Genomic DNA, 16,928 nt, shown 5'->3' with positions numbered 1-16,928 from the left:
CGGTTCTGCTTACGCTTCGAACTCGCCGATCGCCGCGCGCACCGCATCCCTGATCGCGACGAGCGCGGGATGCGCCTCCGCACCCGAGCGCACGAGGAAGAGGATGCCGCGATCGCCCGAGGGCAGCGCGTCGCTCCAGACCGCGTCGCTCGCCGCCTCCCGCACCACCAGGTCGGGCACGAACGCGGCCGCGAGCCCCGCCTCCGCCATGCGCAGGTGGAAGAGGATGTCGCTCGACACGTGCGCGATCCGCGGCTCGAAGCCCTGCTCGCGGCACACGCGCAGCGCCCACTGCCGCGACGCCGCGCCCACGGGCTCGAGCACCCACGGCACCTCGCGCAACGCCGCGAGGTCGGCGGCGTCGGTGCCGGCCGGGAGGTAGCCGCGCACGCGATCCGACGTCAGGGGCGTCGCGTGGATGCCGTCGGCCTCCGGCACCTCGGTGCCCGGGAAGGCGTCGGTGAGCACGGCGTCGACCTGCCTCGCGGCGAGCCGCACGGCCGCCTCCTCGGGCACGTGCAGCTCGACGTGCACCTCGAGGTGCGGGGCGTCGACCGCGAGCCGGCGCAGCGCGAGCGGCAGCACGCTGCGCGCGATCGACGCGAACGCGGCGATGGTGACGACGCCGCGCGGCTCGCGCTGCGACCTCGCGAGGTCGGCCTCCGCGCGCTCGACCGCCGCGAGGATGGCCTCGGTGCTGCGCACGAGCTCGATGCCGGCCGCCGTGAGGCCGACGGTGCGTCCGCGACGCTCGAGCAGCGGCACGCCCACCTCGCGCTCGAGCACCGACAGCTGCTGCGACACCGCCGAGTGGCTGTACTGCAGCTCGCGCGCGGCGGCGGTGATGCCACCGTGCAGCTGCACCGCGCGCAGGATGACGAGGCGCGGGAGGTCGAGCATGGTTGCAGCGTAGATCCGTCGGCGCAGCCGACGCATCCCGGTCGGGAATCCTGGGCCCTACGTCATCGAACCGACATGCGCCCATGCATACGATGAGCAATCGCTGAGAGCGATGTCGCTCGTTCCCGCGTCAGAAGGAGCACCGTGGCCACGGATCCAACCACCGACCGCCCGCTCGGATCACGCGGCGACGCCGCCGCCGTCGCCGGTGGCGAGCCGCTGCCCACGAAGCGGCTGCGCACGCGCCACGTCACGATGATCACGCTCGGCGGCATCATCGGCGCGAGCCTCTTCGTCGGCTCGGCGAACATCATCCGCGAGACCGGCCCCGCCGCGATGCTGTCCTACCTCATCGGCGGCCTCCTCGTCTTCCTCGCCATGCGCATGCTCGGCGAGATGGCGGCGGCGCGCCCCGCGGTCGGCTCGTTCATGGAGTACGCCCGCGTCGGTCTCGGCGACTGGGCTGCGTACGTCGTCGGCTGGCTCTACTGGTACTTCTGGGTCGGCGTCATCGCCTACGAGGCGGTCGTCGGCGGCGGCATGGTGCACGCGTGGTTCCCCGCGATCCCGGCATGGCTCGCATCCCTCGTGCTGCTGGCGATCTTCGTCACGACGAACCTCATCTCGCTGCGCTCGTTCGGCGAGACCGAGTTCTGGCTCGCGAGCATCAAGGTCGTCGCGATCGTCGTCTTCCTCGTCGCCGGCGTGCTCTTCGCGCTCGGCCTGTGGCCGGGCGCCACGATGTCGGTGGGCAATCTGTGGGAGCACGGCGGCTTCATGCCGAACGGCTTCGGCGTCGTGCTGACGTCGGTCGCGCTCGTGCTCTTCTCGTACTTCGGCACCGAGATCGCCGTCATGGCGGCGGCGGAGTCGGAGGATCCGGCGAAGGGCATCAAGCAGGCGGCCAAGACCGTGATCTGGCGCGTCATGCTCTTCTACGTCGGCGCGATCCTCGTGATCGTGACGGTCGTGCCGTGGGACGAGCTGCCCTCGCCCGACGTCATCGCCCCGTTCAGCTACGTCTTCGACCTGTTCGGCGTGCCGGGCGCGGAGACGATCATGCAGCTCGTCATCTTCACCGCCGTCATCTCGGTGCTGAACTCGGGCACGTACTCGGCCTCGCGCATGTTCGCGGCGCTCGCGGAGCAGGGCCTCGCGCCGCGCGCCGTCGCGAAGCGGTCGCGCCGCGGCGTGCCGGTGCTCGCGGTCGTCGCCTCGACGATCGGCGGCCTCGTCGCGACGCTCGTGAACTTCCTCGCGCCGTCGTCGGGCATCTACGAGTTCATCATGAACTCCACGGGCCTCGTCGCCCTGTTCGTGTACGTCTTCATCGCGGTGACGCAGTGGCGGCTGCGGTCGCGCATGACGGCCGAGGAGCGCGAGGGCCTGCAGCTGAAGGTGTGGCTGTTCCCGTGGCTCAACGTCGTGCTCATAGCGGCGGCGATCGGCATCGTCGGCATCATGCTGCTGTCCGACTCGGGTCGCGTGCAGGTGCTGACGAGCGTCATCGCCGCGGGTGCGCTCGTGCTGTTCTGGCCGCTCGTGCGCCGCGGGCTGCAGCGTCGCCGCGCGGCGGGCATCCCCGACGGCGAGCGGGTGCCGGTGGAGGCGGCGGAGTCGGCGGCCGAGCAGCGGTAGGGCCGGGTCGGTTCGCGCATCGGCGCGGCCGGCGCCGGCGCCGACGCTCGCGTCAGCGGGTGCCGCTCAACGACCGAGGAACTCCGCGAGGCCCTCGAGCAGACGGTCGACGTCGCGATCGTCGACGTAGGGCGCGAGCCCGGCGCGCAGCGCCTCGTCGCCGGGCAGCGCGAGGCGGCGGAACGGCTCGAGCGCGTAGAACGAGCCCGAGGGAGCGGCGACGTCGCGGTCCGCGAGGTGCTGCGCGGCCTCCGCCGTCGAGCGGCCGGGCAGGGTGACGAGGAGCGTCGGGGTGCGATCGCTCGCCCGCGAGTGCAGCACGACGTCGTCGCCGAACGCGGTGAGCTCGCGCTCGATGCGCTCGCGCAGCCGAGTCTCGTGCGCATCGATCGCGTGCAGGCCGTCGCTGATGCGGTCGCGGCGGTGCGCGTGCGGCGTCGGCGACAGGCTCGCGAGCACGTCGACCGCGGCCGTCGCGCCGGCGAGCACCTCGTAGGGCAGCGTGCCGAGCTCGAACCGCTCGGGCACGGCATCCGACGAGGGCGCGAGCTTGTCGGGATGGATGGTGTCGAGCAGCGCGGGATCCGCGGCGAGCACGCCGCAGTGCGGGCCGAGCAGCTTGTACGGCGAGCACACGAGCAGGTCGGCGCCGAGCTCGGCGACGTCGATCGGCGCGTGCGCCGCGAGATGGACGGCGTCGACGTGCACGAGCGCGCCCAGGGCGTGCGCCGCATCCGCGATCGCGCGTACCGGCGGCTTCGTGCCGAGCACGTTCGAGGCGCCCGTGATGGCGACGAGGCGGGTGCGCTCGGTGAGCTGCGCCCTGGCGGCGTCGACGTCGACCTCGGCGGTCGCGGGGTCGAAGTCGATCCAGCGCACCGTCGCGCCCACCGACTCCGCCGCGATGATCCAGGGCCGCACGTTCGCGTCGTGGTCGAGGCGCGACACGACGACCTCGTCGCCGGCTCGCCACGTCTTCGCGAGCGCCCGCGCGAGGTCGAAGGTGAGCTGCGTCGCGCTGCGTCCGTGGACGATGCCGGTCGGCGGCACGCCCAGCAGGTCTGCGTACGCCTGGCGGAACGCCGTCACGGCGTCGTCGGCGGCGCGGGCGGAGGCCACCTGGCGCCCGCGGTTCGACAGCGGCCCCGTGAGGGTGTCGGCGATCGCGGCGCCGACCTCGCGCGGCGTCTGCGTGCCGCCTGGCCCGTCGAAGTGCGCGATGCCGGATGCGAGGGACGGGAAGCGCTCGCGGAAGGCGGCGACGTCGAAGTCCATGGGGCGTCCTCTCGGGAGCGGGTGCCTCCATCATGCTGCGGGCGCACCCGCTGCACGTGGCGCGCCCCGGCACGCTCGCTGCCCCCGGATCCGCGCAGCGAGCCTCGAAAGGAGCACCCGACCCCGCGGGCGCGGCCGCCCCACCCCCGCGGCCGCTCTCCCCGAACCGCTCCGTGAGGTGCGCCCCTCGGGACGCTCGTTCCTCAGGACCCGCGCAGCGAGCCTCGAAAGGAGCAGCCGACCCTCCCCACGCGGCCGCCCGACCCACGCGGCCACCCTCCCCGAACCGCTCCCTGGGGTGCGCCCTTCAAGACGCTCGCTGCGCTCGCACCTCAGGACCCGCGAAGCGCGCCTCCCCAACCGCTCCCTGAGGTGCGAGCGCAGCGAGCCTCGAAGGGTGCACGACACCTGCCCCGCCATGTCGGTGGTCGCTGGCAAAGTCGGGTCATGGAGCAGGCGATGGAGCGAGAGCCGCAGGGCGTCGACCCCTCCGCGCTCGACGCCATCCAGGCCAACGCGCTGTCGCAGCTCGCCGCGGTCGACGCCGGCGTGCAGGCGCTCGAGGCGCATCGGATGCGGCTGCTCGCGGCTCTCGGGCACCTCGCGATCGAGCGCGCGGGAGGGCGCAGCGAGCGCACCGCGATGGAGGTCCGCGCCGTCGCAGCCGAGATCGGCGCGCTGTCCCGCGTCTCCGACGGCACCGTCGAACGGCAGATCGCCGATGCGATGGCGCTGGTCGACGGCTGGCCGCTCGTGCTCGACGCCTTCGCGACGGGCCGCATCGGCCGCGGCCACGTGCGCGCGATCGTCGAGGCGGGCGGCGTGCTGGCGTCGTCCGACGTCCCCGCCGAGGCCCGCACCGACTACGAGACGCAGATGGTCGCGCTCGCCGAGACGACGACGCCGACTCGGCTCGCGAAGGCCGCCCGGGTCGCGGCCGACGCGCACGTGCCCCAGCCGCTCGTCGAGCGGCACGCCCGCGCGCGCGACGACCGCCACGTGCGCGTCACGCCCGCCGACGACGGCATGGCGCACCTCTACGCCTACCTGCCCGCCGTGCTCGCGCAGGGCATCGATCACCGTCTCCGCCACGGCTCGCGGGCCAAGCCGAAGGACGACCCGCGCACCGTCGACCAGTGGCGCGCCGACGCGCTGTGCGAGCTGCTGCTGACCGGGCACGGTGCCGAGCGCGCGGCCGACGGCGCCGACCTCGACGCCACGGCAGGACTGCTCGCGGGCATCAGACCCGTCGTGCAGGTCACCGTGCCCGTCACGACGATCACCGGCGCCGCCGATGCGCCCGGCGTGCTCGACGGCGCCCAGCCCGTCGACCCCGAGACGGCACGCCTGCTCGCGGGCGTCGCCGCCACATGGGAGCGCCTGCTCACCGACCCGGTCGGCGGCACGGTCGTCGAGGTCGACACCTACGCACCCACGGCGGCGCAGCGGCGACTGCTGCGGGCGCGCGACGGTCGATGCCGCTTCCCGGGATGCGGCGCGGCTGCCCGCGACGACGACGTCGATCACACGATCGCGTGGGAGGAGGGCGGCACGACGTCGCTCGGCAACCTCGCCCACCTCTGCCGCCGCCACCACACGCTCAAGCACGCGACGGCCTGGACGGTGCGGCAGCCTGCAGCCGGCGAGCTGCGGTGGCGGTCGCCCCTCGGACACGTCTACGTCGATCGACCACCCCCGGCCGGCGCGTCGTTCGCCGAGCTGCGGCGAACCCTACGCGACGAGGCGCTGGCGCGCGACCCGTGGGGCGAGGAGACGGCGCCGCAGGACGGCATGCCGTTCTGACGGTCGTCGAGCGCTTCGGCGCCTGACCTCCGCGCGCCGCCCACGGGTCGGCTCCTTTCGAGGCTCGCTGCGCGAGTCCTGAGGAGCGAGCGCAGCGAGCGTCTCGAAGGGCGCACCTCAAGGAGCGGTCATGTGGATCGGCCGATCGGCGATCTCACCAACCTCTGGTCGGGCTCCTTTCGAGGCTCGCTGCGCGGGTCCTGAGGAGCGAGCGCAGCGAGCGTCTCGAAGGGCGCACCTCAAGGAGCGGTCATGTGGATCGGCCGATCGGCGGTCCCTCCGACCTCTGGTCGGGGCTCCTTTCGAGGCTCGCTGCGCTCGCACCTCAAGGAGCGGTCATGGGTGCGTCCCTCAGCGCGGCCTCGACCCTGACCGGGCGCCATGACTCCAGACGCTCCCCTCCCACCGCTCCCTGAGGTGCGAGCGGAGCGAGCCTCGAAGGGTGCACCCCCGTGCATCGCGGACGCGACGTCGACCCACGCTCATGCCCGCCGCAAGGTTGCCAGGTCGTCCGCCGACCGCACCCTCAGCCCGCGAGCGCCCTCGCCACCGGCACGACGGCCGCCGCGCTCCACGCCTGCGGGCGGCAGGATGCGGGGTAGGCGATCGGGGCGGCGAGGTCGTCGCCCGAGAAGAGCTCGGGCATGCGCCACGCGAACGCCTCGGCTGCGTCGAGCAGCCGGGTCGCGAGCGCCGCCGCCTCCGAGCGCAGCCCGGCGCGCAGCATCCCCTCGACCACGACGCCCGTGTCGTGCGGCCACACCGAGCCGCAGTGGTACGACAACGGCCAGTAGCCGCCCTCGTCGGTCGCCATCGTGCGCAGACCCCAGCGCGAGGCCATCTCGGGTGCCACGAGCTGCGCGGCGAGCAGCGCCTCCTCCTCGCGCGTGAGGATGCCGGTGCCGATGCACTGCCCCATGTTCGATGTGCGTGCGTCCACCGGTCGGCCCTCGCCATCGAGCGCGATCGCGAGGAAGCGCGTGCCGTCGCGCTCGACCCAGAAGCGGTCGCGGAAGCGCACGGCGAGGTCGGCGGCCCACACGCGCCACGCGTCGCCCGCACCCGTGCCGTCGAGCGCGTCGAGCAGGTCGGCGCCGAGCACGGCGGCCTCGTACGCCTGCGCCTGCACCTCGGCGAGCGCGATCGGGCCGTCGGCGATGGAGCCGTCGTGGAAGCGGATGGAGTCGCCCGAGTCCTTCCAGCCCTGGTTCGCGAGGCCCGTGCCGAGCTCGTCGCGGTAGTGCAGGAATCCCGTGCCCGCCGGGTCGCCGTGGTCGCGCATCCACGTCAGCGCCGCCTCGAGCTCGGCGCGCAGCGTGCGCACGTCGTCGAGCGACACGGCACCGGCCTCGAGCGCGCGCCCGAGCAGCACGACCCACAGCGGCGTCGCGTCGACGGTGCCGTAGTAGACGGGCGGCAGCACGATGCCCTCGCCGGGCATCGTGAACACGCCGTCGCGGATCTCGTGCAGGATCTTGCCCGGCTGCTCGGCCGACGCCGCATCGTCGCGCGCGCCCTGCAGGCGCGCGAGCGCTCGCAGGGTGCCGAGGGCGAGCCCGCGATCGACCGGCAGCAGCAGCCGGGCGGCGATGAGGGTGTCGCGGCCGAAGAGCGTCAGGAACCACGGCGCGCCGGCGGCGAGGAAGGGCTCGTCGCCGAGCCCCGGCCGCGTCATCGCGAGCGCGTCGAGGTCGGCGAGCGCGTGGGCCGCCCAGCGGTCGAGTCGAGCGTCGCCCGTCGTCGGCACGCGCTCGAGCACCGCCGCCCCGGCGTACGGCGCGACGACCTGGCCTTCGTCCGACACGCGCAGGCGCAGCGCGACCTCGGCGGATCCGCCCGCCGGCACGTGCACGGGCCAGGTCAGGGAGACCGTGCGACCCAGCACCGCGACATCGGCTCCGGATGCGTCGAGCTCGAGACGCCGGCCCTCGTGCGTCGCGACGACGAGTCCCGCGCGCTCCTCGATCGCGGGCGCCTCGGACCCGAGCACCCCCGACTTCACCGCCTGCAGGTCCTGCGCGTCGACGCGCACGACGAACGTCACGGTCGTGTCGAGCGCGGCGTCGAGCGCGTTCGCGATCGCGACGTGCTCGTCGAGCGCGCCAGCGCCGACGACGCGCCGCCGGTCGATCCGCACGCGGGGATCGGGCGTCGGGCCGTCATCGATGCCGCGCGCGACGCTCGTGAAGAGCGCCTCGGACGCCGTCGCCGTCGCGCCGATCGGCTCGGGCACCTCGCCGCCGACCTCGATGCGGAGCTCGTCGACGACGCGCGCGTCGGCGTGGAAGACGCCGTGGATGGGCATGGCGCCGAGGTCTCCGGTCGGCGACGACCAGACCTGCGTGGGGGCGCGGAGCACGACGAGCTCCTCGTGCAGCAACGGCTGCCTGCCGTGGGTGCTCGCGGTCACCGTCGACCTCCGTCATCCAAGTAGGGGTGGCGTGCCCCGCCACCGTACGCTACCGTCTTGGAACGATCAAATGGATCGATCGAATCCGCGCCGGGCGACGGCGCGGACCCGATGCACGAGGAGGTGCGCGAGGTGCGAGCGACGCTGAGCGACGTGGCCGCGAAGGCCGGCGTCTCGCGGCAGACCGTGTCGAACGCGCTCAACACCCCGCGCATCGTGCACCCCGCCACCCTCGAGCGCGTCATGGAGGCCGTCGCCGAGCTCGGCTACTCCCCCAACCTGCACGCGCGGCGCCTGCGCACCTCGTCCGCCCGCACGATCGGCGTGCGCCTCGAGCCCGTGCACGACGGCATCCACGGCGTGCTGCTCGACCGCTTCCTGCACGCCGTCACCGAGCAGGCCGCGGACCTCGACCGCCACGTGCTCGTCTTCACCGCCGACGGCCCCGACGACGAGGTCGCGCGCATCCGCTCGCTGTCGCAGCGCAGCCTCGCCGACGCGTTCATCCTCACCTCCACCGACCACCGCGACGCTCGCGTCGCCGCGCTCGTCGAGGCAGGCATCCCGTTCGTCGCCTTCGGGCGCTCGTGGGACGCCGACGGCCCCGACCACGCCTGGGTCGACGTCGACGGGCGCGCCGGCACGCGCGAGGCCACCGAGGCGTGCCTCGCCGTCGGCGAGCGCGTCGCCTTCCTCGGCTGGCCGACCGGCTCGGGCGCCGGCGACGAGCGTCGCGCCGGATGGCGCGAGGCGATGGACGTCGCGGGCCTCGCCACCGACCTCGACCGCGCCGTCACCGACGACCCCGGCGAGGCGCAGGAGGCCGCGAGCGAGCTGCTCGCCGCCGGCGCGACCGCGATCGTGTGCGCCTCCGACACCCTCGCCCTCGGTGCGATCGGCGCCCTCGCGCGCGCCGACGCATCCGTGCCGGTCGTCGGCTTCGACGACACCGGCGTCGCCGCCGGACTCGGCTTCTCGAGCGTCGACCAGAGTCTCGGCGACGTCGCGGCCGCGGTGCTGTCGCTGCTGCACGGCGACGCCGACCACCGACTCGTGACCCCGCGCCTGCATCGGCGCGCACATCCCCGCTGGGGGCTCCCAGCACAGCGAACGGCCTCGGCCGATGGGAAGGAAGCATCATGACGGATCGCAGGAGGCAGCGCCGAGCGCTGCAGGTCGCAGGCGTCGCGGGCGTCGCCGCGCTCGCCCTGGCGGGCTGCTCGGGTGGCGGCGGCGGAGGCGGCGACGACGCCGGCACGCTGCAGGTGCTCATCGGCTCGTCCGGCGACGCCGAGACGAACGCCGTGCAGGCGGCCGTCGACGCGTGGAGCGAGGAGTCGGGCGTCGACGTCGAGGTCGTCGCGGCCTCCGACCTCGGCCAGGAGCTCGCGCAGGGCTTCGCCGGCGACATCCCCCCGGACCTCTTCTACATGTCGTGGGACCAGTTCCAGACGTACGCGGCCGACGAGTACCTCGAGCCGTACGCCTCGAACCTCGACAACGCCGGCGACTTCTACCCGGCGCTCGTCGACACGTTCACCTACGACGGCGACTTCATCTGCGACCCGAAGGACTTCTCGACCCTCGGCCTCGTGATCAACACCGACCTGTGGGCGGCCGCCGGGCTCACCGACGCCGACATCCCCACCGACTGGGACCAGCTGGCCTCCGTCGCGCAGCGGCTCACGACCGGCGGCACCGTCGGCCTCTCGATGGGCGCGGAGTACGCGCGCGTCGGCGTCTTCATGGAGCAGGCCGGCGGCGGCCTCGTCACCGACGACGAGGTCACGGCCGACAGCCCCGAGAACGTCGAGGCGCTCACCTACCTGCAGGGCCTGCTGACCTCCGGCTCGCTCGCATGGCCCGCCGACCTCGGCGCCGGCTGGGGCGGCGAGGCCTTCGGCAACGGCCAGGCCGCGATGGTCATCGAGGGTCCGTGGATCGCGGGCGCGCTCGAGAACGACTTCCCCGACGTGAGCTACCAGGTCGCGGAGCTGCCGAGCGGCCCGGGCGGCCAGGGCACCTTCACGTTCTCGAACTGCTGGGGCATCCCCGAGGGCTCCGACACGGCCGACGACGCGACGAGCCTCGTCGAGTTCCTGACGAGCGACGAGCAGCAGCTCGCCTTCTCGGACGCGTTCGGCGTCATCCCCTCGACGGAGTCGGCCGCCGCGACGTACGCGGAGACCTACCCCGAGAACGCGGCGTTCGTCGCCGGTGCCGAGTACGCCGTGAGCCCGATCGCCTTCCCGGGCGCCTCGGAGGTCGTCGGCGAGTTCAACACCGTCGTGCCGACCCTCGCGACCGCCGACCCGCAGGCGATCCTCACGCAGCTGCAGGGGCAGCTCGAGGACGCCTACGCAGAGGCGCAGTAGCCATGGCCGAGCGTGCTCCCGCGACGACGCGGGTGCGTCGCCGCGGGAGCACGCGCGGCGGCGAGACCCGAGCGGGGTGGCTGTTCGTCTCCCCGGCGATCGTCGTCGTCGGCGTCTTCCTCGTCGCGCCCATCCTGCTCGCGCTGTGGGTGTCGTTCACCGACTGGAACGGCCGCAACTCGCCGCTGTTCAACGACCGCGTCGACGTCGTCGGGCTCGACAACTACGCGGCGATCACGACCGACGACCGCCTCACGCGCGACCTCTTCGGTCGCGCGCTGCGCAACAACCTCTTCTACGTCCTGCTCGTCGTGCCGTTGCAGACGGCGCTCGCGCTGTTCCTCGCGGTGCAGGTCAACCGGCGGCTGCTGAAGGCGAAGGGCTTCTTCCGCACCGCCTTCTACTTCCCGTCGGTCACGTCGTCGATCGCGATCACGGGCGTCTTCCTCTTCCTCTTCCAGGCGTCCGGCGCCGTCAACGCGGTGCTCGCCTGGCTGCAGATCGACGGACCGAACTGGATGGCCGACCCGAACGGCGTCGTGCACCTCGCGCTCGGCGCAGTCGGCATCGGACAGCCCGCCGGATGGGGCGATCCCGGCTTCCTCGGGGTGAGCGCGTGGGAGTGGATCGCGGGCCCGTCGGTGGCCCAGTGCGTGCTCATCGCCCTCGCGGTCTTCACGACCTCCGGCACGTTCATGCTGCTCTTCCTCGCCGGCCTGCAGTCGATCAGCGGCGAGGTCGGGGAGGCGGCGATCATGGACGGGGCGAACGCCCGCCAGTCGTTCTTCCAGGTCACGCTGCCGATGCTGCGACCCGTGCTCTTCACGGTGCTGACGCTCGGCCTCATCGGCACCTGGCAGGTCTTCGACCAGGTGTACCTGACGCGCGGCACGCCCGCGGCAGCCACGCTCACGAGCCCCGCGTACATGGCGTACGACCAGGCGTTCAGCGAGAACGAGCCGGGCATCGCCGCCGCGATCGCCTTCGTGCTCTTCCTCATCATCATCGTGTTCTCGCTGCTGCAGCGGCTCGTGCTCAGCGAGCGCGACGAGCCCTGGCGGCCGCTGCGGCGACGCGGCCGCCGCACGATCACCGACGCCGACGGCGGCGTCGCGCAGGGCACCGCCCGCCTCCAGGCGGGCTCGACCCAGAAGGGGACGGGCGCATGAGGCAGCGATTCACCGCAGGGCTCGTCGCTGGCTACGTCGTGCTCATCCTGCTGGCCGTCGCCTACCTCTATCCCTTCCTGATCTCGGTCGCGTCGTCGTTCAAGACCGATCAGGAGGCGGTGGCGGAGCCGCTGTCGCTCATCCCGCAGACGCCGACGTTCACTGCGTACGAACGGCTCTTCACGGGCACCGACATCGGCCTGTGGGGCGTGAACTCCGTCATCGTCACGCTGTGCGTCACCCTCGGGCGAGTCTTCTTCTGCTCGCTCGCCGGCTACGCGCTCTCGCGACTGCGATTCCGGGGGCGCAGCGTCGTCTTCGCGGGCTTCATCGCCGTCATGGCCGTGCCGTCGGTCGTGCTCATGGTGCCGCGCTTCCTCGTGCTGAAGGAGCTCGGCCTCTACGACACCTACGGCGGCATGATCATCCCGCTCATCGTCGACGCCGCCGGCATCTTCATCATGAAGCAGTTCTTCGACTCGATCCCGGCCTCGATCGAGGAGGCGGCGCGCATCGACGGCGCCGGCGTGTTCCGCACCTTCTGGTCGGTGACGCTGCCGATGGCGGCGCCGGCGCTCATCACGCTCACGATCCTGTCGTTCCAGGGATCGTGGAACGAGTTCGCGCACTTCGTCATCTCGAGGCAGAGCCCCGAGCTGAACACGCTGACGACGGGCGTCGCGTCGCTCGTGTCCGGACAGCTCGGCTCCGGCAGCCAGTTCCCCCTGAAGCTCGCCGCCGCCGTGCTCATGACGATCCCCGTCGCGATCGTGTTCTTCATCTTCCAGCGGCGCATCATGTCGACGACGGAGGGTGCGGAGAAGGGCTGAGCGCTCGCCGACGCGCGACCCCTTCGAGGCTCGCTGCGAGCGCGCCCCCGCAACCGCCCGGTGAGGTGCGAGCGCAGCGAGCCTCGAAGCGAGCCCACCCGACGCGCGCCCCCACAACCGCTCGGTGAGGTGCGAGCGCAGCGAGCCTCGAAGCGAGCCCACCCGACGCGCGCCCCCCGCAACCGCTCGGTGAGGTGCGAGCGCAACGAGCCTCGAAGCGAGCCCACCCGACGAGCGCGCCCCCGCAACCACGCGGTGAGGTGCGAGCGCAGCGAGCCCCGAAGCGAGCCCACCCGACGAGCGCGCCCCCACAACCGCTCGGCGAGGAGCGAGCGCAACGAGCCCCGAAGCGAGCCCACCCGACGAGCGCGCCCCCGCAACCACGCGGTGAGGTGCGAGCGCAGCGAGCCCCGAAGCGAGCCCACCCGACGAGCGCGCCCCCACAACCGCTCGGCGAGGTGCGAGCGCAGCGAGCCCCGAAGCGAGCCCACCCGACGAGCGCGCCCCCGCAACCGCTCGGTGAGGTGCGAGCGCAGCGAGCCTCGAAGCGAGCCCGCCCGACGAGCGCGCCCCCGCAACCGCTCGGTGAGGTGCGAGCGCAGCGAGCCTCGAAGCGAGCCCGCCCACGACCCCTCACCGCAGCGACCGGGACTCCGGCGCGCGACGCGTCAGGCGCGACGCGTCAGCACCACGAACGCGACGATCGCGAGCGCCGCGGCCGCGGCGATGCTCGGCAGCAGCCATGGCCGGTCGGCGTGCGCGTCGGCGAACCGCTCGCCCATCGCGGGGTGCACGGGATCGTCGGTCGTCACCGGCGCGTCGTCGCCGCGCCCGTCGTCGTCGAGGTCGCCTTCGGGCCAGTCATCGTCGGAGTGCGGCGACGGCGGCTCCGAGGGCACCTCGGCCTCGAAGTCGTCGCGCTCGGTGCTCGAAGCCTGCTCGGTGCTCGAAGCCTGCTCGTGGATCCCGTCCTGCGGCATGACGACCCTCCTCCCGGCGCGCCTCGCGCCGGGTCCGACCTTCTCCCATCGAGTCCGAGCGCTCACAGGGCATCGACAGCGCGGAGTCGATCCGCTAGTGGCTCAGGAGCGCTACGCCCCCGGCCGGGTCGCCGACGAGCCGTCGTCCGACGCCGCCTCCGACGCCTCGTGGTCGACCGCGGCCTGCGAGGCCTGGAACTCCGGGGTGTCGAAGACCTCGTCGGCGATCGGATCCTGCGCGAGACGCTCCTCGACCAGCTGCGCGACGCCGTCGGCGTCGACGTCGACGGCCGCCGACGGGACGGGGTGCAGCGCGACGAGCACGCCCTCCCCGTCGCCGGCGCCCGCGATCGGCGCGCTCGGCGCCGTGAGCCCCGCGAACGTCGACGACACCTCGCGCCGACGGCGGAAGAGGCCGCGCCGCTCGGTGCCCGCGGCGGCCGCGGCCTCGGCGAGCGCCTCCGGCGACAGCTCGGAGGCCGACGCGACGCGAGCGCGGACGTACCGCGGCGTCGCGGCGACCTCGAAGTGGAACGCCTTCAGCAGCGCGACGCATGCGAGCACCATGATGATCGAGAACGGCACCGCCGTCGCGATCGAGGCCGTCTGCAGCGCAGTGAGCGCCTCCGACCCGCCGACGACGAGCAGCACGCCGGCCGTCGTCGCCATGATCGCGACCCACAGCAGGCGCGTGAGGCGGGGCGTCGTGGTGGCGCCGCCCGTGGCGAGGATGTCGACGACGAGCGCGCCCGAGTCGGCCGAGGTCACGAAGAAGAACACGATGATGAGGATCGCGAGCACGCTCGTCGCCTCGGCGAAGGGGAGCGTCGCGAGCAGGTGGAAGAGCGACGTGTTCGTGTCGACCGCGCCGTCGACGAGCAGGTCGCCGACCTCGAGCTGCCGCAGGATCGCGGAGTCGCCGAAGATCGAGAACCAGAGGATGCCGATGATCGTGGGCGCGAGGAGCACGCCGAACACGAACTGACGGATGGTGCGGCCGCGCGAGATGCGCGCGATGAACATGCCCACGAACGGAGCCCAGCTCATCCACCAGCCCCAGTAGAAGATCGTCCATCCGCCGGCCCAGCCGTCGTTCGCGAGGGGCCACGTCTCGAGCGAGAGGCTCGGCAACGCCGCGATGTACGAGCCGGTGTTCGCGACCATCGACTGCAGGATGACGAGCGTCGGACCCAGCAGCAGCACGAAGACCGCGAGCAGCGCCGCGAGCGACATGTTGATGTTCGACAGCCACTTGAGGCCCCTGTCGAGGCCCGAGACCACCGAGAACGCGGCGAGGGCGGAGACGCCGGCGATGAGGGCGATCGAGAGCTGCGCATTCGCCTGGAACCATCCGAGGAACTCGAACCCGGCCATGATCTGCTGCACGCCGAGTCCGAGCGACGTCGCGACGCCGAACATCGTGCCGACGATCGCCACGACGTCGATCGTGTGACCCATCCAGCCCTCGACGCGCTGGCGACCGAGCATCGGCTCGAGCAGCCAGCGGATCGACAGCGGCCGACCGCGCCGGAACGTCATGTACGCGAGGCCGAGGCCGACCACGACGTAGATCGCCCAGGCGTGGAGTCCCCAGTGGTAGAGCGTGAGGTCCATCGCGAGGCGACCGGCGGCATCCGTGCCCGGCTCGACGCCCGCGTTCTCGGGCGGCGTCGTCATGTGCGACAGCGGCTCGGCGACCGAGTAGAAGACGAGCCCGATGCCCATGCCGGCCGAGAAGAGCATCGTGAACCACGAGACGGTCGAGAACTCGGGCTCCTCGTCGTCGCGGCCGAGCCGGATGCTGCCGATGCGCGACAGGCCGACGTAGAGCGCGAACAGCACGAAGCCCGTCGCGGCGAGGATGTACCACCAGCCCACGCCGTTCGTGATGGCCGTGTTGAGCACCGTGAAGGCGTCGCCGCCCGTGCCCGCGTAGACGATCGCGAAGATCGTGAGGCCCGCGATGAGGATGACGGCCGGGATGAAGACCGGCTTCTTCAGCTGCGCCCACACCTCCTTCGGCGACCAGTCGCGAGCGAGCTGCGAGACCTGATGCTCGGCCATGCGGCGAGTTCCTCCTGCGGTGTCGAGGGCGACGCGACGCGACCATCGTCGCGGGCGTGCGTCGGGGACCCTCCACGGTATCCATGGCAGGCGCATCGCCGCCTGGTCGGAGGGGATCGAGGACGCTCCGGTAGGATTCGTCGCGGTGCGCCGGGAAGCCTGGTCGGCTCGCCGCGACGCGTGTCGTGGCGGACGTCGACCGAAGGACACCACATGCGCACGCGCCTGCACGCCGTGACCTCCTCCCTCCGCCAGGAGACGACGAGCGGCATCCTCCTCCTCATCGCTGCGGCCGCCGCGCTCGTCTGGGCGAACTCGCCGTGGCGCGACGGCTACCAGGGGCTCTCCGAGACCGTCGCGGGGCCGACCGCGCTGCATCTCGACCTGTCCCTCTCGACCTGGGCGGCCGACGGACTGCTCGCGATCTTCTTCTTCGTCGTCGGCGTCGAGCTGAAGCACGAGATCGTCGCCGGCAGCCTGCGGCGCCTGCGCGAGGCGGCCGTGCCCGTCCTCGCCGCGATCGGCGGCATGGCCGTGCCCGCCGTCATCTTCACCGTCGTCGTGCTCGTGGCCGGCGACGAGGCCGCGCTGCCCGGCTGGGCGATCCCGACCGCGACCGACATCGCGTTCGCCCTCGCGATCCTCGCCGTGTTCGGGCGCGGGCTGCCCGTGCCGCTGCGCACCTTCCTGCTCACGCTCGCCGTCGTCGACGACCTGCTGGCCATCACGGTCATCGCCGTGTTCTACACCGCGGCGATCGACGTCGTCACGCTCGTCCTCGCGCTGCTGGCCGTCGCGGCGTTCGGCGTGCTCGTGCGCATGGCCTGGGCGCACTGGTGGCTGCTGCTGCCCGTCGCCGCGGTGGCGTGGTGGCTCACGCACGAGTCCGGCGTGCACGCCACGGTGGCGGGCGTCGCGCTCGGCGCGATGGTGCCGGCCTCGCGCATCCACGGCGAGCGCGAGCCGCGAACCCTGCGCTACGAGCACCTCGTGCGACCGGTGTCGACGGCGATCGCGCTGCCGATCTTCGCCTTCTTCGCCGCAGGCGTCTCGATCGAGGGCGACGTCTTCGCCGTGCTCGGCCAGCCCGTCGCCGTGGCGATCGTCGCCGGCCTCATCCTCGGCAAGCTCGTCGGCGTGCTCGGGGTCACCACGATCGTCACGACGGTGACGCCGCTGCGTCTGCCCGACGGCATCGGCATCCGCGACCTGCGTCCGATCGCGCTGCTGACGGCGATCGGCTTCACGGTCTCGCTGCTCATCTCCGAGCTGTCGTTCGCCGACGACGGGCGCACGGACGCCGCGAAGCTCGCGATCCTCGTCGCCTCGGGCGTGAGCGCCGTGCTCGCCGCCGCCGAGCTGCGGTGGGATGCGGCGAAGGCACGGAAGCGCGACATGAACGAGGACGGCGTGCCCGACCGGCCGTGGCCGCTCATCGGCTCGAAGGAGGCCGGCGACGCGCACTGACCGCGCGGCCGCCCGTC

12 protein-coding genes are annotated in these 16,928 nt (G+C 72.9%); 7 read left to right on the top strand and 5 right to left on the bottom strand.

Translation table 11 applies throughout. The features are described from left to right. Positions 1 to 9: 9 nt before the first annotated feature. Complete coding sequence (locus C1N71_RS00790; protein WP_175414037.1) at positions 10 to 900, bottom strand: LysR family transcriptional regulator; 891 nt, start codon at positions 898 to 900, stop codon at positions 10 to 12. Positions 901 to 1,044: 144 nt separating this feature from the next. On the opposite strand from C1N71_RS00790, the gene C1N71_RS00785 reads away from it, so the two are divergent. After that, positions 1,045 to 2,538, top strand: a complete 1,494-nt coding sequence (locus C1N71_RS00785) for an amino acid permease (protein WP_137754666.1) — start codon at positions 1,045 to 1,047, stop codon at positions 2,536 to 2,538. A 66-nt stretch (positions 2,539 to 2,604) separates the two neighbouring features. Here the strand turns inward: C1N71_RS00785 and C1N71_RS00780 are convergent, their stop codons facing one another. After that, positions 2,605 to 3,813, bottom strand: coding sequence for a cysteine desulfurase-like protein (locus tag C1N71_RS00780; RefSeq protein ID WP_137754665.1), 1,209 nt, complete (start codon positions 3,811 to 3,813; stop codon positions 2,605 to 2,607). A gap of 459 nt (positions 3,814 to 4,272) precedes the next feature. Between C1N71_RS00780 and C1N71_RS00775 the strand changes: the two genes are divergently transcribed. Next, positions 4,273 to 5,616, top strand: coding sequence for an HNH endonuclease signature motif containing protein (locus tag C1N71_RS00775; protein ID WP_175414036.1), 1,344 nt, complete (start codon positions 4,273 to 4,275; stop codon positions 5,614 to 5,616). Positions 5,617 to 6,142: 526 nt separating this feature from the next. Here the strand turns inward: C1N71_RS00775 and C1N71_RS00770 are convergent. After that, positions 6,143 to 8,026, bottom strand: a complete 1,884-nt coding sequence (locus tag C1N71_RS00770) for a glycogen debranching N-terminal domain-containing protein (protein WP_254678047.1) — start codon at positions 8,024 to 8,026, stop codon at positions 6,143 to 6,145. Between the two features lie 153 nt (positions 8,027 to 8,179). Here C1N71_RS00770 and C1N71_RS00765 point away from each other — a divergent pair, with 153 nt between their 5' ends. Genes C1N71_RS00765 through C1N71_RS15190 form a run of 4 tightly spaced genes read left to right on the top strand, consistent with a single transcriptional unit; the run spans position 8,180 to position 12,400 of the window. Further along, positions 8,180 to 9,169, top strand: coding sequence for a LacI family DNA-binding transcriptional regulator (locus C1N71_RS00765; protein WP_175414035.1), 990 nt, complete (start codon positions 8,180 to 8,182; stop codon positions 9,167 to 9,169). Beyond that, the gene (locus tag C1N71_RS00760) at positions 9,166 to 10,401 is read left to right on the top strand and encodes a sugar ABC transporter substrate-binding protein (RefSeq protein WP_137754662.1); all 1,236 of its coding nucleotides are present in this window, start codon (positions 9,166 to 9,168) and stop codon (positions 10,399 to 10,401) included. The genes C1N71_RS00765 and C1N71_RS00760 overlap by 4 nt, the downstream gene beginning before the upstream one ends. 2 nt (positions 10,402 to 10,403) lie before the next feature. Continuing rightward, on the top strand, positions 10,404 to 11,570 hold the full coding sequence (locus C1N71_RS15195) for a carbohydrate ABC transporter permease (protein ID WP_137754661.1): 1,167 nt from the start codon (positions 10,404 to 10,406) through the stop codon (positions 11,568 to 11,570). Then, on the top strand, positions 11,567 to 12,400 hold the full coding sequence (locus tag C1N71_RS15190) for a carbohydrate ABC transporter permease (RefSeq protein WP_137754660.1): 834 nt from the start codon (positions 11,567 to 11,569) through the stop codon (positions 12,398 to 12,400). The genes C1N71_RS15195 and C1N71_RS15190 overlap by 4 nt, the downstream gene beginning before the upstream one ends. Positions 12,401 to 13,068: 668 nt before the next feature. Here C1N71_RS15190 and C1N71_RS00745 read toward each other — a convergent pair. Then, positions 13,069 to 13,380: a hypothetical protein gene (locus C1N71_RS00745; protein ID WP_137754659.1), complete on the bottom strand. Its 312-nt coding sequence runs from the start codon at positions 13,378 to 13,380 to the stop codon at positions 13,069 to 13,071. A 111-nt stretch (positions 13,381 to 13,491) separates the two neighbouring features. After that, a complete protein-coding gene (locus tag C1N71_RS00740; RefSeq protein WP_137754658.1) occupies positions 13,492 to 15,444 on the bottom strand; it encodes a BCCT family transporter in 1,953 nt (650 codons plus the stop codon). Between the two features lie 213 nt (positions 15,445 to 15,657). On the opposite strand from C1N71_RS00740, the gene nhaA reads away from it, so the two are divergent. Beyond that, positions 15,658 to 16,911 carry a Na+/H+ antiporter NhaA gene (nhaA, locus tag C1N71_RS00735; protein ID WP_137754657.1) on the top strand — a complete coding sequence of 418 codons (1,254 nt, stop codon included), beginning with the start codon at positions 15,658 to 15,660 and terminating at the stop codon, positions 16,909 to 16,911. Positions 16,912 to 16,928 lie beyond the last annotated feature (17 nt).

It is taken from the genome of Agrococcus sp. SGAir0287 (assembly GCF_005484985.1).
Lineage (GTDB): Bacteria > Actinomycetota > Actinomycetes > Actinomycetales > Microbacteriaceae > Agrococcus.
The sequence above is the reverse complement of the archived record's forward strand: the minus strand, read 5'-3'. Positions and strand labels throughout refer to the sequence as shown.